Annotated in this window: 15 protein-coding genes; 4 read left to right on the forward strand and 11 right to left on the reverse strand. The window is 73.0% G+C overall.

Annotation, left to right across the window (positions count from 1 at the left end; all coding sequences use genetic code 11):
* Positions 1-136 precede the first annotated feature (136 nt).
* The 7 genes from QJ852_14185 to QJ852_14215 all read right to left on the reverse strand — a co-directional run bounded on the left by QJ852_14185 (position 137) and on the right by QJ852_14215 (position 4,636).
* A complete protein-coding gene (locus tag QJ852_14185) occupies positions 137-718 on the reverse strand; it encodes a DinB family protein (protein WGX94302.1) in 582 nt (193 codons plus the stop codon).
* Between the two features lie 42 nt (positions 719-760).
* Positions 761-1,093, reverse strand: a complete 333-nt coding sequence (locus tag QJ852_14190; GenBank protein ID WGX94303.1) for a helix-turn-helix domain-containing protein — start codon at positions 1,091-1,093, stop codon at positions 761-763.
* The gene (locus tag QJ852_14195) at positions 1,090-1,566 is read right to left on the reverse strand and encodes an SRPBCC domain-containing protein (GenBank protein ID WGX94304.1); all 477 of its coding nucleotides are present in this window, start codon (positions 1,564-1,566) and stop codon (positions 1,090-1,092) included. Before QJ852_14195 ends, QJ852_14190 begins: the two co-directional genes overlap by 4 nt.
* A gap of 114 nt (positions 1,567-1,680) precedes the next feature.
* Positions 1,681-3,321, reverse strand: a complete 1,641-nt coding sequence (locus QJ852_14200) for an ABC-F family ATP-binding cassette domain-containing protein (GenBank protein ID WGX94305.1) — start codon at positions 3,319-3,321, stop codon at positions 1,681-1,683.
* 203 nt (positions 3,322-3,524) lie between these two features.
* A complete protein-coding gene (locus QJ852_14205; GenBank protein ID WGX94306.1) occupies positions 3,525-3,674 on the reverse strand; it encodes a hypothetical protein in 150 nt (49 codons plus the stop codon).
* Positions 3,671-4,306, reverse strand: a complete 636-nt coding sequence (locus tag QJ852_14210; protein ID WGX94307.1) for an HD domain-containing protein — start codon at positions 4,304-4,306, stop codon at positions 3,671-3,673. The genes QJ852_14205 and QJ852_14210 overlap by 4 nt, the downstream gene beginning before the upstream one ends.
* 30 nt (positions 4,307-4,336) lie before the next feature.
* Positions 4,337-4,636: an antibiotic biosynthesis monooxygenase gene (locus QJ852_14215; protein WGX94308.1), complete on the reverse strand. Its 300-nt coding sequence runs from the start codon at positions 4,634-4,636 to the stop codon at positions 4,337-4,339.
* A 73-nt stretch (positions 4,637-4,709) separates the two neighbouring features.
* Here QJ852_14215 and QJ852_14220 point away from each other — a divergent pair, with 73 nt between their 5' ends.
* Positions 4,710-5,465 carry a peptidylprolyl isomerase gene (locus QJ852_14220; GenBank protein WGX94309.1) on the forward strand — a complete coding sequence of 252 codons (756 nt, stop codon included), beginning with the start codon at positions 4,710-4,712 and terminating at the stop codon, positions 5,463-5,465.
* Here the strand turns inward: QJ852_14220 and QJ852_14225 are convergent.
* Positions 5,452-6,360 (reverse strand): oxidoreductase, encoded by a 909-nt coding sequence (locus QJ852_14225; GenBank protein ID WGX94310.1) that lies wholly within the window; start codon positions 6,358-6,360, stop codon positions 5,452-5,454. The genes QJ852_14220 and QJ852_14225 overlap by 14 nt on opposite strands.
* 54 nt (positions 6,361-6,414) lie before the next feature.
* Between QJ852_14225 and pepN the strand changes: the two genes are divergently transcribed.
* Genes pepN through QJ852_14240 form a run of 3 tightly spaced genes read left to right on the forward strand, consistent with a single transcriptional unit; the run spans position 6,415 to position 11,152 of the window.
* Positions 6,415-8,844: an aminopeptidase N gene (gene pepN, locus QJ852_14230; GenBank protein ID WGX94311.1), complete on the forward strand. Its 2,430-nt coding sequence runs from the start codon at positions 6,415-6,417 to the stop codon at positions 8,842-8,844.
* Positions 8,841-9,662, forward strand: coding sequence for a formate dehydrogenase accessory sulfurtransferase FdhD (locus QJ852_14235; protein WGX94312.1), 822 nt, complete (start codon positions 8,841-8,843; stop codon positions 9,660-9,662). Before pepN ends, QJ852_14235 begins: the two co-directional genes overlap by 4 nt.
* 50 nt (positions 9,663-9,712) lie before the next feature.
* Entirely contained in the window at positions 9,713-11,152 is a 1,440-nt protein-coding gene (locus tag QJ852_14240) for a DNA recombination protein RmuC (GenBank protein WGX94313.1), read from the forward strand.
* Positions 11,153-11,499: 347 nt separating this feature from the next.
* On the opposite strand, the gene QJ852_14245 is transcribed toward QJ852_14240, so the two are convergent.
* Genes QJ852_14245 through gcvP form a run of 3 tightly spaced genes read right to left on the reverse strand, consistent with a single transcriptional unit; the run spans position 11,500 to position 16,552 of the window.
* A complete protein-coding gene (locus QJ852_14245; protein ID WGX94314.1) occupies positions 11,500-12,342 on the reverse strand; it encodes a thioesterase family protein in 843 nt (280 codons plus the stop codon).
* 21 nt (positions 12,343-12,363) lie between these two features.
* Positions 12,364-13,704 (reverse strand): serine hydrolase domain-containing protein, encoded by a 1,341-nt coding sequence (locus QJ852_14250; protein ID WGX94315.1) that lies wholly within the window; start codon positions 13,702-13,704, stop codon positions 12,364-12,366.
* A 4-nt stretch (positions 13,705-13,708) separates the two neighbouring features.
* A complete protein-coding gene (gene gcvP / locus QJ852_14255; GenBank protein ID WGX94316.1) occupies positions 13,709-16,552 on the reverse strand; it encodes an aminomethyl-transferring glycine dehydrogenase in 2,844 nt (947 codons plus the stop codon).
* Positions 16,553-16,562 lie beyond the last annotated feature (10 nt).

Consider the following 16,562-nt stretch of genomic DNA (forward strand, 5'->3'; position numbering starts at 1 on the left):
CGTGATCCGGCGGCCGCCCACGTGCCGGTGAGCCGCACGAGGGGCTTCGGGAGGCGTGCTGCAACTCCCGGGTGAGTGATCGCCGATAAGTGACATTATGTCAGATCACAGTGCGCTAGCCGGCACGGACCATCACTCAGGTCCCGATGCTCCCGTCGATCCCCTCACGCAGCAGGTCGGCGTGTCCGCAGTGCTGGGCATATTCGGTGATCATGCGGAGCACCAACCAGCGCAGATCGACATCTTCATGCCAATCCAGCGGACGGGCAGTGTCATCGAGCTCGTGGGCGCGAAGGATCTCGCGGGAGGCAGCGCACTCCTGGCGCCAGTTCTCCAGGTCGGCGACGAAGTCGGCATCCGTCGGCAGGTCGAAGTCGAGGTTGGGATTGTCGTCCGTGAAGAAGAGGTAGGGCACGTCGCGTCGCTCGAAGTTCTGCTGGAACCACCAGCGTTCACACCCGGCGAGGTGGCGGACCAGACCGTGGAGCGACAACGTCGATGGCGGCATGGACCTGGTCCGCGCCTGTTCCGGAGTCAGACCGCGACACTTCATCTCCACGGTCGCCCGGTAGTAGTCCAGGTACGCCGCGAGCGCCTCACGTTCACCGGCCACCCGCGGGATGCGCGGCCGGTCATCGTCAGCCCACTTGGGCGAGAAGGCGTCGTCCGCCAGGCCGGACTCCGACCCGACGGCGGCCTCCCCGGAGTTGTCGCTCATCCACCGCACCCTGCCATGCCCTGCCAGCGGGAAGGTCCTCGGTCACTCCCCCTCGCCCAGCGACTCGGCGACCACCTTGATGGCAGCGAGCCGACGGTCCCAGGCCGCGCCGATCTCCTCCAGTGCGCGCGCGGTGGCGCTGAGCTCGGCGCCGAGCGCCCGGAAACGCAGCTCCCGGCCGACGCGGTGCGACTCGACCAGGCCGACGGCCTCCAGCGCACCCAGGTGCTTGGCGATGGCCTGACGGCTCGGCGGCAGGATCTCGGCCAGCGCCGAGGCCGAGTGGTCGGCCCGGCCGAGCTGCTCCAGGATCCGCCAGCGCGTCTCGTCACCGAGCGCCGCGCACACCGCCAGCACCTGGCCGTGCGCGCTCACGCCGCCAGCTCGACGCTCGGCGCGAACGCGACCAGCTCGGCCAGCTCGTCGCGCCACCCCTCGACATTGCCGGCCCAGGCCTTCGTGCGATAGGCAGCGTCGCCCGCCAGCAGATCGAAGCCGGTCTCCGTCACCGTCAGCCGGGTCCCGCCGTCGATCTCCTCGAGCTCGAACGTCACCGTGGTCCGGTGCCCCTCCGACAGATCGCCTCCCGGTTCGTTGGCCCAGTGGAAGCTGATCCGGGTCGACTCCTCCACCTCGATCACCTCCACCGGCACCGACACGCCGTGCTCGGTCCAGCCGAAGCTCCCCTGGCCTCCGGGACGCGCGTCGAACTCGCACTGGTCACCGAACCAGCACGCGATCAGCTCACTACGGGTGACCGCCGCCCACACCTGGGGCACGGCGGCCGCGATCTCCACCGTGCGGGTGATGCTGACCGCCTCGACCGTCTCCGTGTCGTTCCTGACCATGACTGCACTCCTTCTGAAATCGGTTGTCGATGACTGCAACCTCAGCGTTGCACATTCACTGTCGTAATGCAACCACGGCGTTGCAGTTCAGTGCGGACGGATCGCCGGAGCCGATCACCGCTCGCTGACCCGACCCCCGTCGACGTGCAGCTCGCGGTCTGTCGCCACGGCTGCGCGCATCCGGCGGTCGTGGGTGACCAGCAGGAGGGTGCCTGGGAAGGCGGTGAGCGCCGACTCGAGCTGCTCGATCGCGGGCAGGTCGAGGTGGTTGGTGGGCTCATCGAGCACGAGCAGGTTCACTCCCCTGGCCTGCAGCAGCGCGAGCGCGCCGCGGGTCCGCTCGCCGGGCGACAATGTCGCCGCCGACCTCAGCACGTGGTCGGCCTTCAGGCCGAACTTCGCCAGGAGCGTGCGCACCGGCTCCGGGGCGAGGTCCGGCACATGGCGCTGGAAGGCCTCGACCAGCGGCTCATCGGTCTCGAACAGCCGTCGCGCCTGGTCGACCTCGCCGACCACCACGCCCGGCCCGAGGTGCGACTCCCCCGCGGCGAGCTCGGCGCGGCCCAGCAGAGCGGCGAGCAGCGTGGACTTCCCTGCCCCGTTGGCCCCGGTGATCGTCACCTTCTCGGCCCAGCCGATCTCCAGGCTCACCGGCCCCAGGGTGAACCCGCCCCGGCGTACGACGGCGTCGCGGAGCACCGCGGTCACCGCGCCGGAGCGTGGGGCGGCGGCGATCTCCATCCGCAGCTCCCACTCCTTGCGGGGCTCGGCGACCTCCTCCAGACGCTCCAGCGCCCGCTCGGACTGGCGCACCTTGGCCGCCTGCTTCTCGCTGGACTCAGCGCGGAACCTCCGCACCGACTTGTCGGGCTCCTTGTCGATGCTGCGCCGCGCGTTGCGCACGCCCTGGGCAGCCCAGCCGCGCTGCGTGGTGATCCGAGCCTGGAGGCCCGCCACCGTGTCGGCGTACTCCTCATAGGCCTCGCGGGCGTGACGGCGGGCGACCTCGCGCTCCTGGAGCCAGGCCTCGTAGCCGCCGCCGTAGACGTTGATCGCCCGCTGGTGGAGGTCCAGTTCGACGATCCGGTTGACGGTGCGCGCGAGGAACTCGCGATCGTGGCTCACGATGACCGCGGCGACACCGAGATCGGCGACGAAGCGCTCCAGCCGGTCGAGTCCGTCGAGGTCCAGGTCGTTCGTGGGCTCGTCCAGCAGGAACACGTCATAGCGCGAGAGCAGCAGGCTGGCCAGGCCGGCCCGCGCCGCCTGACCGCCCGACAGCGACGTCATCGGCTGGTCGAGGTCCACGGCGAGCCCGACGTCGGCGGCGATCGCCTCGGCGCGCTCGTCCAGGTCCGGCGCGCCCAGCGCCAGCCAGCGCTTCAGCGCCTCGGCGTACTCGTCGTCGGCGCCCTGCTCCCCCGCCTCGAGCCGCGCGGTCGCGGTGTCGAACCGGGCCTGCGCCGCTGCCACGCCGGTACGGCGTCCGAGGAACCCCCGCACCGTCTCCCCGGCCCGGCGCTCGGTCTCCTGGGGCAGGTAGCCGATCGTGGCCGACGCCGGCGCGATGGCGACCGAGCCGGCCTCGGGCCGCAGGTCGCCGGCGAGGGTCCGCAGCAGCGTCGACTTGCCGGCGCCGTTCGGGCCGACCAGCCCGATGATGTCGCGCGGCGCGATCACCAGGTCCAGTCCGGAGAACAGTGCTGTCGCCCCGTGCCCGGCCGCCAGCCCAGCGGCCTTGATCGTCGCGCTCACGCCGCTGAGGCTAGCCGGGCCGGGCGGCGCCCTCGGCTACTGCCCGCTCCGCTCCGACCAGCTCCCCCAGATCCTCGAACGCGGCGAGGACGGCATCGGTCGCCTCCTGTTCCCGTGCCAGGTCGGCCCGGGCTGCCGCGACCAGCTCCTCGCTGCCCGCGGCGCCGTCGAAGTCTCCGTCGGGCTCGCCGTACAGGCCGGGCTCAGGCTCGCCCGCGGTTGCGCAGGTAGTCGAGCAGGGTGGCCCGCTCCCCCTCCGCGCTCGGCCCGTCGGTCTCGCGGGGATCGTCGTCGGCGTCGAGCCACATGTCCGGGTGGACGGTCGCCCGGGTCCAGCGCTCCGGCGTGGTCACGGCCGGATCCAGCCCCGCCGTAGGCCCTCCTCGACGAGCAGTCCGGTCGCATCGCCCAGGGATGTCGACGCGGCGACCACCCCCGCCTCGCGGGCGCGGACGGTGGCCTCCGAGGCGCCGGGCAGGCCCCAGGTGCCGCCACCGGCGAGCCAGTTCAGCAGCATCGGCTCCAGCCGGTCCATCGCCTTGCCGAACCGCGCCTCGGGCGTGACGCCCGCCTCGAACTCGTCCCACAGGGCGCGCAGCTCACTCGCCTGGTCCAGCGGCAGCAGGCCGAACAGCCGGTCGGCCGCCGCGGACTCACGCTCCTCCTGGTCGTCGGCGGCGCCGGGCACGAACACCGGACTGTCGCCCGCGTAGATCTCGACCAGATCGTGGATCACCACGAGCTTGACCGCGTGCCCGACGTCGATCGGCTCGTCGGCGTACTCAGCGAGCAGGACCACCATCAGCGCGAGGTGCCACGAGTGCTCGGCGTCGTTCTCGCGGCGATCCGCGGCCGCGAGCGGCGAGGCGCGCAGCACGGTCTTGAGCTTGTCGGCCTCCGCGACGAACCTCAGCTGGGCCGCGAGCCGCTCCGGGATCCCGGCGGGCAGCGGCTGACGGTCCATGATCAGGGCGTCGTCGTCCATGGCTCCACCCTGCCATCGCCGGATCGCCGGTCAGCCCTCGCGGGGTACGTCGACGAAGTGCTCGACCACCGGGAACGGCTCGTAGAACCGGTGCAGTAGCGCGCGCCACCGCTGGTAGTCCGGCGAGCCACGGAAGCCGACGGTGTGGTCCTCCAGCGTGTCCCACTCGACGAGCAGCAGGTAGTGGCTCGGCGTCTCGACGGAGCGCCGCAGCGCGAGGCTGCGGAAGCCCGGCATCGCCGCGATGATCGGCCGGGCCTGCGCGAAGGCCGCCTCGAACTCCTCCTCCCGACCGGGTACGACGGGCAGGACGGCGTGCTCGAGGATCATGGGCGGAGTCTGTCATCCGCCGGTCGGCCGAAACGGCACCGTCCGCTCAGGTCCCTTGCGTACGATGCGCCCCATGCGCTCTCGCCTGCTCGCCGGTGTCCCGGCACTGCTGCTGCTCGCCGCCCTGTCCGCCTGCGGCGACGACTCGTCGTCCGCCGAGGACCCGGAGACGGGTGGGTCCACGACGCCGTCCGCGGACACGACGACGACCGACAGCACGGCCGACGCCGCGGCCGGTCAGTGCGACTGGGAGGAGGACGGCGAGGCCGCGCGACCGGTCGACCTGCCGCCCACGGACCCGCAGTACTCCGGCGACGTGCCTGCGGTGCTGAAGACCTCCATCGGCGAGCTCACGATCACCCTCGACGCGGCCAAGGCACCGTGCACGGTCGAGTCCTTCGCCTCGCTCGCGAAGCAGGGCTACTACGACGACACGTCCTGCCACCGCCAGGGCAACGACCCCGGCTTCGAGTTCCTGCAGTGCGGCGACCCGTACTTCGACCCGAAGGCGTCCGACGCCGACCCGAAGACCGGCACCGGCGGGCCCGGCTACACGATCCCCGACGAGGTCGACGGATCCGAGACGTACCCGGCCGGGACCCTGGCCATGGCCAACACCGGTCAGCCCCACAGCGGTGGCGGCCAGTTCTTCATCGTCTTCGGCGACTCGCAGTTCCCGCCCAACTACACGGTGTGGGGACACCTCGACGAGGCGTCGGTGAAGAAGCTCCAGGAGGCGACCGCGAGCGGCAACGACGGCTACTGGGCCCAGAGCGGCGGTGGCCGCCCCAACACCCCGGTGACCTTCGAGAGCATCACGGTCGGCTGAACCGCTCCGGGGCGACGGCGCCGGTCAGCCCGACGGACCGCTCCCACAGCGCCCGCGCCAGCAGCTCGTCGTCGGCCTTCCGCGACATCCTGGCCGGCGCGGGCCAGCCCCACAGCTCGGTCCGCCCGTGCGGGCCGACATAGGTCCCGCCGGGCACGTCCATGGTCGCCGCGTAGACGGTGCAGAGCGCGCCGCGCCAGGCCGGCATGCCGACGAGCCTCTGGCCGTAGTGGCCGATCGCCGTCACGACCGGATGGCCCGAGCCGCTGGTGATGCCGGTCGCCGACGCGCCGGGGTGGGCGGCGACGGCGCGCAGCGTCGCCCCCTCGGCGCGCAGCCTGCGGTCGAGCTCGCGCATGAACAGCAGGTCGGCGAGCTTCGAGTCGCCGTAGGCCTGGAACGGCCGATAGGGGCGGCGCTGCCAGCCGAGATCATCGAGGTCGAGCCGCCCCGAGCGGTGCTCGCGGGAGCTCACCACGACCACCCGGTCGGTGAGCACCGGCAGCACCAGCCGGGTGAGCAGGAAGTGGCCGAGGTAGTTGGTCGCGAAGTGCATCTCGACGCCCTCCGGCGTCACCGCGTGCGGGACTCCGAGCACGCCGGCGTTGTTGACCAGGACGTCGACCGGCCGCCCGTCCGCGACCAGGCCGTCGGCGAAGGCGCGCACCGACGCGAGGTCGCTCACGTCCACCTGGCGCACCTCGACCCGGCCCTTGTCGACACCCGGGACGGTGCGCGCCGCGGCCTCGCCCTTCGCCAGGCTGCGGCAGGCCAGGACGACCTCCGCCCCTCGGGAGCCGAGGATGCGGGCGGTCTCCAGGCCCAGGCCACCGTTGGAGCCGGTGATGACGAACCGTCTGCCCTGCTGAGGCGGCACCTGGGTCCACGCGCGCATGGCCCGAACCCTCCCACATCCGCAGCCGTCCGGCGTCCGTTCTAGGCTGACTGGATGAGCCTGACCCGCGCCGAGGCCGAGCACCGGGCGAGCGTGCTCGCCGTGACGTCGTACGACGTCGAGCTGGATCTGTCGCTGAGCGAGGAGACCTTCCACTCGCTCACCACGATCCGGTTCCGCAGCGAGCGCACGGTCACCTTCGTCGACCTGAAGCCGCGGGCCGTCCACGCGATCCGCCTCGACGGGCAGGAGCTCGCTGCCGACCAACTCGTCGACGGTCGGGTGCCGCTCGACCTGGGTGCGGGCGACCACGAGCTCGTCGTCGAGGCGACGATGGCCTTCCGCAACGACGGAGAGGGACTGCACCGTTCGGTCGACCCGGCCGACGGACGCGCCTACGTCTACGGCATGTCCTTCATGGACGCGGCGCCCTCGGTCTTCGCGTGCTTCGACCAGCCCGACCTCAAGGCGCCGTACTCGCTGCGGGTCACCGCGCCGGCGGAGTGGGTCGTCGTCGGCAACGCCCCCGCCCGCGAGGCGGGCTCCGGCGACGGCACGCGGCGCTGGGAGCTGGGGCCGACGCCCCCGCTGGCGACCTACTTCGTCACCCTGGTCGCCGGGCCCTACCACCTGCTCCGCGCCGAGCACGACGGCATCCCGCTCGGCCTCAGCGCCCGGCAGAGCCTGGCGTCGACGCTCGAGCACGAGGCCGACGAGCTGTTCACGCTCACCCGGCAGTCCTTCGACGAGCTGCATCGCCTGTTCGGCGTGCGCTACCCGTTCGGCGACTACCACCAGGCGTTCGTCCCCGAGTTCAACGCCGGCGCGATGGAGAACCCGGGCTGTGTGACGATCCGCGATCCGCTGCTCTTCGAGGGCAGCACCACCCGGGCCGACAGGAGCTTCCGCGCCGCCCTGATCGCCCACGAGATGGCGCACCAGTGGTTCGGGAACCTGGTCACGCCGACGTGGTGGGACGACCTGTGGCTCAACGAGTCCTTCGCCGAGTACATGGGCTACCGGGTGATCGCTGATGCGACCGAGTACGCCGACGCGCGGCTGCACCAGTCCTACGCCCGCCGGACCTGGGGCATCACGGCCGACCAGCGCCCGACCACCCATCCCGTCGCGGGGAACGCCGCCCCCGACGCCCTCTCCGCGCTGCAGGACTTCGACGGCATCTCCTACGCGCGTGGATCCAACGTGCTGGGCCAGCTCGCGCACCGGCTCGGCGACGAGGCGTTCCTCGGCGGCGTCCGCGACCACTTCGCACTGCACCGCTTCGGCAACGCGACCATGCACGATCTCTTCGCGAGTTGGGAGCGGGCCGCCGGCGGCACCTCGCTCGACGGCTTCGTGAAGGACTGGCTGCTGACCCCGGGCGCCGACCGGCTCGAGCTGGACCGGGCGGCCGGGGCGGTCCGGCGCACCTCCCCGGCGGCCTACCCGGCCGACCGGCGGCACGAGATCGAGATCGCCGTCCACGGGCCCGATGGCTGGAGCACCCGGGCGTTCGTCGTCGACGGCCCGGCGACGTCCTTCGACGCGGGTGACTCACCGGTCCTGCTCGACGCCACGGAGACCACCTGGGCCGTGAGCCCGCCGGACCCGGTCACCATGACCGCGCTGCCCGCGCTCGCGCCGTCGATGAGCGACCCCCAGCTGCGCGCGACCATGTGGAACAGCGTCCGCCTGGGCCTGTTCGAGGGCGTGCTCGCACCCGCTCAGGTCGCCGACCTGCTCGCGACCGCGCCGCCGGTCGAGGACACGGCCGACGGCGTACGCAATCTGCTGCCGTGGGTGCTCGACACGGTGCTGCCGATCGCCCCCGCCGGCTCGACCGAGCGGTTCCATGCTGCCGTGCGCGCGGCGGCGGAGCGGGCGGAAGCCGGTTCCGAGGTGCAGCTGTCGGCGTTCCGGGCCACCATCTTGTCGAGCGCCGATGCCGCGGCGCTGGAGCGGTGGGCCGCCGGCGAGGACCTGCCCGGCGGCATCACCGGCGACAGCGACCTGCGCTGGAAGGCACTGCGTCGCCTGGCCGAGCTCGGCGCCACCGACCGGGCGGCGCTCGACGCCGCGCTCGAGGCCGAGCGCACCGGCGCCACGACGGTCTACCACGCCCGCGCGGTGTCCTCGCTCCCGACGGCCGCAGGCAAGGAGTTCGCCTGGGTCCGCGCCACCGGCGAGGTCTCCGTGCCGAACTACGAGGTCAAGGCCGCCGGCACCGGGATGTGGCAGGCCGCCCAGCGCGAGATCACGGCTCCCTTCGCCGTGGCCTACTTCGACCAGCTCGCCGCGATCATCGGGGCCCACCAGGGCTGGGTGCAGGGCGACGTCGTCGAGGCCTACTTCCCGATCACCCATCTCGACGACGCCACCGAGGCCGCCGCCGAGGCCGCGCTCGGGCAGGACCTCCCCGGCGCCGTACGACGCCGGCTGGCCGATCGCCTCGACGAGCTGCGCCGGCGGCGGGCCGTGCTGTGACCGGGGTGAAGGCGCGCCGTCCGGGTCCCACGACCCGCCTTCGGGTCGAGGAGCATCGCGGCGACGACGTCCGCCGGCACGAGGACCGGGTGCTGACCGAGGAGCCGCTGGAGATCCGGCTGGCCTGGCCGGGCGCCCCGGCCCGGCGGGTCTGGACGACCCTGCGCACGCCGGGTCACGACTTCGAGCTGGCTGCCGGGTGGGTGCACCACGAGGGCCTCGGCCGGGCCACCGGCGTCGCCTACTGCACCGACGTGGAGCTGCGCCCGGAGCAGAAGTTCAACGTCGTGACCGTGACCCTGGACGCCGTACCCGCCCGGGTGCCGAGACAACTCGACGCGCTCAGCGCCGGCTCGGCCGCCTGCGGGGTGTGCGGCTCCGACGAGGTCGCCGAGGTGCTGGCCCGGCGGGCGACGGCACCGTGGGCCGGGCCACTCCCCTCCCCCGACCTGGTCCGCCGCCTGCCCGGCCGGATGCGGCCCCGGCAGGAGCTGTTCGACCGCACCGGCGGCGCCCACGCGGCGGGCCTGTTCGCCGACGACGGCACCCTGCTCGCCGTCCGGGAGGACGTCGGGCGGCACAACGCCGTCGACAAGGTCGTCGGCGCCCGGCTCCTCGCCGGCGCGCCGTCGGCGGCCGCGGCGCTGGTCGTGAGCGGCCGCGCCGGCTTCGAGCTGGTGCAGAAGGCCGTCGCCAGCGGCGTCGGCGTCCTCGTCGCCGTCGGCGCCCCCACGGGACTGTCCGTCCGACTGGCCGAGGCCGGCGGACTGGCGCTCTACGGCTGGACCAAGGACGACCGGACCGTCCGGTACGCCTGAATCGGCGCGCCCCGCGACGTTCTGTCGGGCCCTCCTGTTTGACTGCTCCCATGGCCCTCCTCCTCGCCCTCCTCGTCGGTCTCCTGCTCGGTGCAGGGGCCGGCTGGCTGGTGCGCCAGGCCACCCTCCCCGCCACCCCCGAGGTCGCGCCGGAGGAGGCCCCCGAGGTCGTCGCCGCCCGCCACGAGGCGGTCCTGGCTGGGCTGCGCGCCGAGCACGAGACCGCGCTCGCCGAGCTGCGTCACGAGGTGCAGCGGGTCCAGCTGCAGGGCGAGTCCCGCGCCGGCGCGGTCCGTGCCGAGGAGGCCGCCGCCCGCGCCGCCGTGCAGGCCGAGCTGACCGGCGCGCTCGCGACGGTCGAGGAGCTGCGCGACGCCGTCGACGACGCCCGGGCCCGCTACCGCACCCTCGTCGAGCAGCAGCGCCAGGCCCAGCAGGAGCGGGAGCGCGGCGAGACCGGCCAGACCCAGGTGCTCAAGACGCTCACCCCGGTCGTCGAGCACCTGCGCGCCATGCAGCGCAAGGTCGACGACCTCGAGAAGGCCCGCGTCCAGCAGCACACCGAGCTGGCGACCCAGATCAAGCACACCCAGCGCTCGGTCGAGGACTCCCGCAAGGCCGCCGACACCCTCGCCTCGGTGCTCAAGAACAACGCCGTCCGGGGTGCATGGGGCGAGACCCAGCTGCGCACGCTGGTCGAGACCGCGGGACTGCTCAACCGGGTCGACTTCGAGCTGCAGCACTCCGTCGAGGCCGACTCCGGCAGCCGCCGGCCCGACATGGTCATCAACCTCCCCGGCGGCAAGCAGATGGCGATCGACGCCAAGGTGCCCTACAACGCGTTCATGGACGCCCAGCGCGAGGGCCTCGAGCCCGAGACCCGGCAGCGACTGCTCGACGATCACGCCCGCAAGGTCCGCGGCCACGTCGACACCCTCGCCCGCAAGGGGTACTGGACCGGCCTCGCGGTCAGCCCGGAGTTCACCGTCGCGTTCATCCCCAACGAGCAGCTCCTCAACGCCGCCCTCGAGGTCGACCCGTCGCTGATGGAGCACGCCTTCGGCAACGGCATCGTCCTGGCGACCCCGACGAACCTCTGGAGCATGCTCAAGACCGTCGCCTTCACCTGGAAGCAGGAGGCCCTCACCGAGGACGCCCAGGTCCTCTTCGAGCTCGGTCAGGTCCTCTACCGCCGGATCCTCAAGCTCTCCGAGCACGTCGACAAGCTCGGCCGCTCGCTGCAGCGCAGCGTCAAGGACTACAACGCCTTCACCGGCTCCCTCGAGCGCTCGGTCCTGCCCGCCGCCCGCAAGCTCAACGCCGCCGACCCGGTCGCCGACATCCCCGTGCCCAAGGAGATCGAGGAGGCACCCAAGGCGCTCGCCTCCAGCGAGTTCGGCGCGCTCGCCGACCTCGACCGCGACGAGCTCACCTTCGACTTCGACCTCCCGGTCGACGCGGAGATCGTGGACGACACCCGAGCAGGCTGAGCCCCGGCGGACTGAGCCCCGGGCCGGGCAATGCGGTCCGCCCCTGCTGGGGTGCGGCCGGTCGTGTTCATGACGGGTGAATCGACGGCGGGCTGTCACTGGTCTCGGGATTGGGCACAAACCGCAGGGAATTGCCCCGAATTGCTGCGGTTTGGGACCAAACCGCAACGACCACCGCGCTCGGCATCCTGGCGACGAGCCGGCTCCTCCTCGACGCCGACGATCGTCACCGGCACCACCCAGACGGCAGTCTTGCCCTCACAGACCCACCGCGTTTGGGCACAAACCGCATGGAATTGCCCCGAAATGTTGCGGTTTGGGACCAAACCGCAACAACCACCGCGCCCTCAGACCGCGCCGCGGGGCTCCACCCCGCCCGAGAGATCGACGGTACGCCGGGTGTTGGCGAGGGAGGTGACGGTGGCGGTGCCCAGGCTTCCGCTGCCGTCGAAGACCTCCGCCGTGCCGACGGCGATCCCGTCGGCGGCGAGGTGGTCGGCGGCGCGCAGGCCGAGCCGGGTGCTGTCCGGGAGCCGGCACAGTGCCAGGTCGATGTCGGTGTTGATGTGCTCGACACCGCGCGCACCCCAGTTGGTGACCATGCTGGTGGCGTCGGCGATCGAGGCCACCGCCTGGAAGGGCGTGCACTCCTCACCGGCGACGATCGGGATGGCGGTCTGCCAGGTCTGGTGCCGTCCGGCGTTCTGGTGGTCGCCGAAGTTGTCGGACCAGCCGGCGGTGCTGGCGAAGATCGGCACGTGGTGCTCGCTCGGAGCCGGGAGGAGGTCGGCCGGTGGCGGGACGGGCCGCTCCGCCGGCGCCGCCCAGACCTCGCCCGGCGCGTTCGCCGACGGCGCCAGGAAGGTCGCTCCGGCCCGGGCGACGACCACCCCCTCCTGCTCGACGACGGCGTCCAGCAGCACGAGGCGCGTGCCTTCGCGCACGATCCGCGCGGAGGCGGTCGTCGTGATCATCCGGGCCGGCCGGAACAGGTCGACGTGGTAGCGGGCGGGCACCAGGCCGGTGCGCCCGGCCTCGCCCACGGCCTGCTCGAGCGCGCGGGCGAGCAGTCCGCTGACGGCGACGCCGTGCATCTGGTCGTCGCGCCACAGGCTCTGCGCGAGCGGCAGCGGGTCGAATCCGGCGGCGGACTGCTGGAACCAGGCGAACTGGAACGCGTTCTCGTTCACGGCAGCATCATGCCCCGCCGCTCACAGCGGCTCGGCAACGCCCCCGGGGATCGGAGCGTGCGGGTCGTAGGGCGCGCGGGTCCAGACGAAGGTCGCGCACTCCAGGTGGCCGAGGGTCCCGTCGGGGCGCCGGCGCAGGTGGAGGATCTCGCCGCGGTGGTAGCCGTCGACGCCGACGAAGCCGTCGCCCTCCGGGGCGAACCGATCCTCGAGCTCGCCGCTGCGCAGGTCCCGGACCCTCAGCTCGCCGTGGACCCACTCGATGCCGAGGGCCGTGTTGCCCCAGAACCACACACCCAGGACCTCCGCGACCCGGCCCGGGAGCGGCCGCGCCGACGGCCGCCACGCCGGGACTCCGGCCCGGGCGCCCTCGCCGGGGCCGGGGCCGGCGTCGAGGAACCGGCCCGGCACCTCCTCGGCGCCCAGCCCGGTCGTGGCGTCCGCGAGCGCGACGACGGCGTCGCGGCTCACCGGGTCGACGAAGAGCGACGCCTGGAAGCCGGGCATCGACCCGGTATGGCCGACCAGGGTGCGTCCCCCGACGCCGAGCAGCCGCAGGCCGAGGCCGTAGGCGTCGTCGGCCGTCCCGGGCCGGGCCGGGAGGGCCATCTCGGCCAGGCTCGTCGCGGCCAGGACGTCGGGGTGGCCGGTGGCGAGGAAGTCCGCCCAGCGCAGCAGGTCGCCGGTCGTGCTCCACAGCTGCCCGGCGGGCGCCATCGCTCCGGTGTCGGTGTGCGGCTCGGCGCTGAGGGTGTGCGCGAAGTGGTCGACGCTGCGGCCGGGCGCGTGATCGGCCGGCGGGTGGTACGACGTGGCGGCCATGCCGAGCGGACCCAGCAGCCGCGTCCGCGCGACCTCCCACCAGGGGGCGCCCCGCAGTCGCGCGACGACCTCGCCGAGGAGGGCGAACCCGAGGTTCGAGTAGTGGAAGTACTCCCCCGCCGCCGCGATGCGTCCGGCGCCGTCGTTCGCGGCGACCAGGTCCGCGAAGGAGCTGCCGTCGACGCGCTCCCACCAGGCTCCCGCCGGCTCGCTCTGCAGGCCCCCGGTGTGGGCCAGCAGCTCGCGCAGCGTCACCGACGCGTAGCCGGTCTCCGGCACGAACCGGCCGAGCGGGTCGTCGAGACCGAGCCGGCCCTCGTCGCGCAGTTGGACGACCAGCACCGCGGTCAGGGTCTTGGTGATCGATCCGATCCGGTACGCCGTCGCGCCGCTCACCTCGCGGTCCGGGAGGACGCTCACGCACCCCTGCCAGACCGGAGTGCCGCCACGGGCCACGGCCGCCGAGACCGACGGCAGTCGACCCGCGGCCTGCAGCGACGCCAGCGCGTCGTCGTACGGCGTCACGGCCGGTCGGTCCACGGTGTCAGTCGGCGTAGGCGTCGATCGGCGGGCAGGCGCAGACCAGGTTGCGGTCGCCGTAGGCCTGGTCGATCCGGGCGACCGGGGGCCAGTACTTGTCGGGGGTGATGCCGGCGGGGAAGACCGCGACCTCACGGGAGTAGGCCCGGTCCCAGTCGCCGACCAGGGTGCGGGCGGTGTGCGGCGCGTGGTGCAGCGGCGACGCGTCGACGTCCCACTCGCCGGCGGCCACCCGGTCGATCTCGCCCTTGATCGCGATCATCGCGTCGCAGAACCGGTCCACCTCGGCGAGGTCCTCGGACTCGGTCGGCTCGACCATGAGCGTGCCGGCGACGGGGAAGGACATGGTCGGCGCGTGGAAGCCGTAGTCGATGAGCCGCTTCGCGACGTCGTCGACGGAGACGCCGGTCTGCGCGGTGATGCCACGCAGGTCGAGGATGCACTCGTGGGCGACCAGCCCGGACTCGCCCCGGTAGAGCACCGGGAAGTGCTCGCCCAGACGGGCCGCGACGTAGTTGGCCGAGAGCACCGCGACGGCGGTGGCGCGGGTCAGACCGGCGCCGCCCATCATCCGGATGTAGGCCCACGAGATCGGCAGGATGCCCGCGGACCCGAAGGGCGCCGCGCTGATCGCGCCGGTGCCCTCGCGCCGGGCGGCGTCGGGGTGCAGCGGATGCGTCGGGAGGTACGGCGCGAGGTGGGCGCGCACCGCGACCGGGCCGACGCCCGGGCCACCGCCGCCGTGCGGGATGCAGAACGTCTTGTGCAGGTTGAGGTGCGAGACGTCGCCACCGAACCGGCCGGGCGCGGCGTAGCCGAGCAGCGCGTTGAAGTTCGCACCGTCGATGTAGACCTGGCCGCCGTGCTCGTGGACGAGGTCGCACAGCTCGGTGATGGTCTCCTCGTAGACGCCGTGCGTCGACGGGTAGGTCACCATGATCGCGGCGAGGGTCTCGGAGTGCTGCTCGCACTTGGCCCGCAGGTCGTCGAGGTCGACGGTGCCGTCGTCGTTGGCCTTGACCACGACGACCTTCATGCCGGCCATGACGGCCGAGGCCGGGTTGGTGCCGTGCGCGGAGGACGGGATCAGACAGATGTCGCGCTGTCCCTGGCCGTTGGCCCGGTGGTAGTTGCGGATGGCGAGCATGCCGGCGTACTCGCCCTGCGCGCCGGCGTTGGGCTGGATGGACACCCGGTCGTAGCCGGTGACCTCGGCGAGCCAGCCCTCGAGCTGGTCGATCAGCTGCCGGTAGCCGTCGGCGTCGGCGGCCGGCACGAACGGGTGGAGGTTGGCGAACCCGGCAAGCGAGATCGGCTCCATCTCGGTGGTCGCGTTGAGCTTCATGGTGCAGGAGCCGAGCGGGATCATGCCGCGGTCCAGGGCGTAGTCGCGGTTCGAGAGCCGCGCGAGGTAGCGCAGCATCGAGGTCTCGTTGTGGTGGGTGTTGAAGACCGGGTGGGTCAGGTAGTCGGTGGTCCGCTCCAACTCGCCCGGCAGCGCACTGGCCACGAACCAGCCGCCGTCCCCGACCGGCTCGGCGCCGAACGCCGCGAGCACCGCGTCGACAGCCCTGCCGCCGGTCTCCCCCACGCTGATCGCGACGTGGTCGGCATCGACCAGGCGCAGGTGGACCTCACGCTCGCGCGCGGCGGCGACGACCTCGGCCGCCCGGCCGGGCACCTCGGTGAGGACGGTGTCGAAGAAGGCGTCGTGGACGACGCTCACGCCCGCGCCGCGCAGCCGGTCGGCGAGCAGCGAGGCGGTCGCGTTGACCTGGGTCGCGATGCCCTTGAGCCCCTGGGGGCCGTGGTAGACGGCGTACATGCCGGCGGTCACGGCGAGCAGCACCTGGGCGGTGCAGATGTTCGAGGTCGCCTTGTCGCGGCGGATGTGCTGCTCGCGGGTCTGCAGCGCGAGGCGGTACGCCGGGCAACCCTCGGCGTCCACCGAGACGCCGACGAGCCGGCCCGGGAGCTGGCGCTCCAGGCCCTCGCGCACCGCCATGAAGCCGGCGTGCGGCCCGCCGTAGAACAGCGGGACGCCGAAGCGCTGGGCCGAGCCGACGACGACGTCGGCGCCGAGGGTGCCGGGCGCCTCCAGCAGGGTCAGGGCGAGCAGGTCGGCGGCGACGACGGCCAGTCCGCCGTGCTCGTGCACGGCGTCGATGACCGGCTTGATGTCGGCGACCCGGCCGGACGCGCCGGGGTACTGGACCAGCACGCCGGCGACCGGGCCCGCGGGCAGCCCGCCCGCGAGGTCGGCGACGACGATCTCGATGCCGAGGCCCTCGCACCGGGTGCGGACGACGTCGATGGTCTGCGGCAGCGCGTCGGCGTCGATGACGAACGGGCCCTGCGCCTTGCGGTTGACGCGGTGCGCCAGCGCGACGGCCTCGGCCGCGGCGGTGCCCTCGTCGAGCAGGGAGGAGCCGGCGGTGTGCAGACCGGCCAGGTCGGCGACCATGGTCTGGAAGTTGATGAGGGCCTCGAGGCGGCCCTGCGAGATCTCCGGCTGGTACGGCGTGTAGGCGGTGTACCAGCTCGGGTCCTCGAGCACGTTGCGGCGGATCACCGCGGGGGTGAGGGTGGCGTGGTAGCCGAGGCCGATCATGGACTCACCGGGGACGTTGGCCCCGGCGAGGGCCCGGAGCTCGGCGGCGGCCGACTCCTCGTCGACGCCGGCGGGGAGGTCCAGCGGGTCGGTGGCCCGGATCGACTTCGGCACGGCGGCGTCCATCAGGGCGTCGAGGGACGCGTAGCCGAGGCGGTCGAGCATGGTCTCGACCTGGGTGTCGTCGGGGCCGATGTGGCGCCGGACGAAGGGGGCAGGGCCGACGGATGCGCTCATAGCAGGCAGG

The sequence above is a fragment of the Nocardioides sp. L-11A genome, assembly GCA_029961745.1.
GTDB lineage: Bacteria > Actinomycetota > Actinomycetes > Propionibacteriales > Nocardioidaceae > Nocardioides.

Excerpts from the sequence above, each read along its gene's own strand:
- QJ852_14225 (WGX94310.1), bottom strand. The coding sequence starts at position 6,360 with ATGCGCGCGTGGACCCAGGTGCCGCCTCAGCAGGGCAGACGGTTCGTC.
- gcvP (WGX94316.1), bottom strand. The coding sequence starts at position 16,552 with ATGAGCGCATCCGTCGGCCCTGCCCCCTTCGTCCGGCGCCACATCGGC.
- QJ852_14220 (WGX94309.1), top strand. The coding sequence starts at position 4,710 with ATGCGCTCTCGCCTGCTCGCCGGTGTCCCGGCACTGCTGCTGCTCGCC.
- QJ852_14215 (WGX94308.1), bottom strand. The coding sequence starts at position 4,636 with ATGATCCTCGAGCACGCCGTCCTGCCCGTCGTACCCGGTCGGGAGGAG.
- pepN (WGX94311.1), top strand. The coding sequence starts at position 6,415 with ATGAGCCTGACCCGCGCCGAGGCCGAGCACCGGGCGAGCGTGCTCGCC.
- QJ852_14185 (WGX94302.1), bottom strand. The coding sequence starts at position 718 with ATGAGCGACAACTCCGGGGAGGCCGCCGTCGGGTCGGAGTCCGGCCTG.
- QJ852_14195 (WGX94304.1), bottom strand. The coding sequence starts at position 1,566 with ATGGTCAGGAACGACACGGAGACGGTCGAGGCGGTCAGCATCACCCGC.
- QJ852_14210 (WGX94307.1), bottom strand. The coding sequence starts at position 4,306 with ATGGACGACGACGCCCTGATCATGGACCGTCAGCCGCTGCCCGCCGGG.
- QJ852_14240 (WGX94313.1), top strand. The coding sequence starts at position 9,713 with ATGGCCCTCCTCCTCGCCCTCCTCGTCGGTCTCCTGCTCGGTGCAGGG.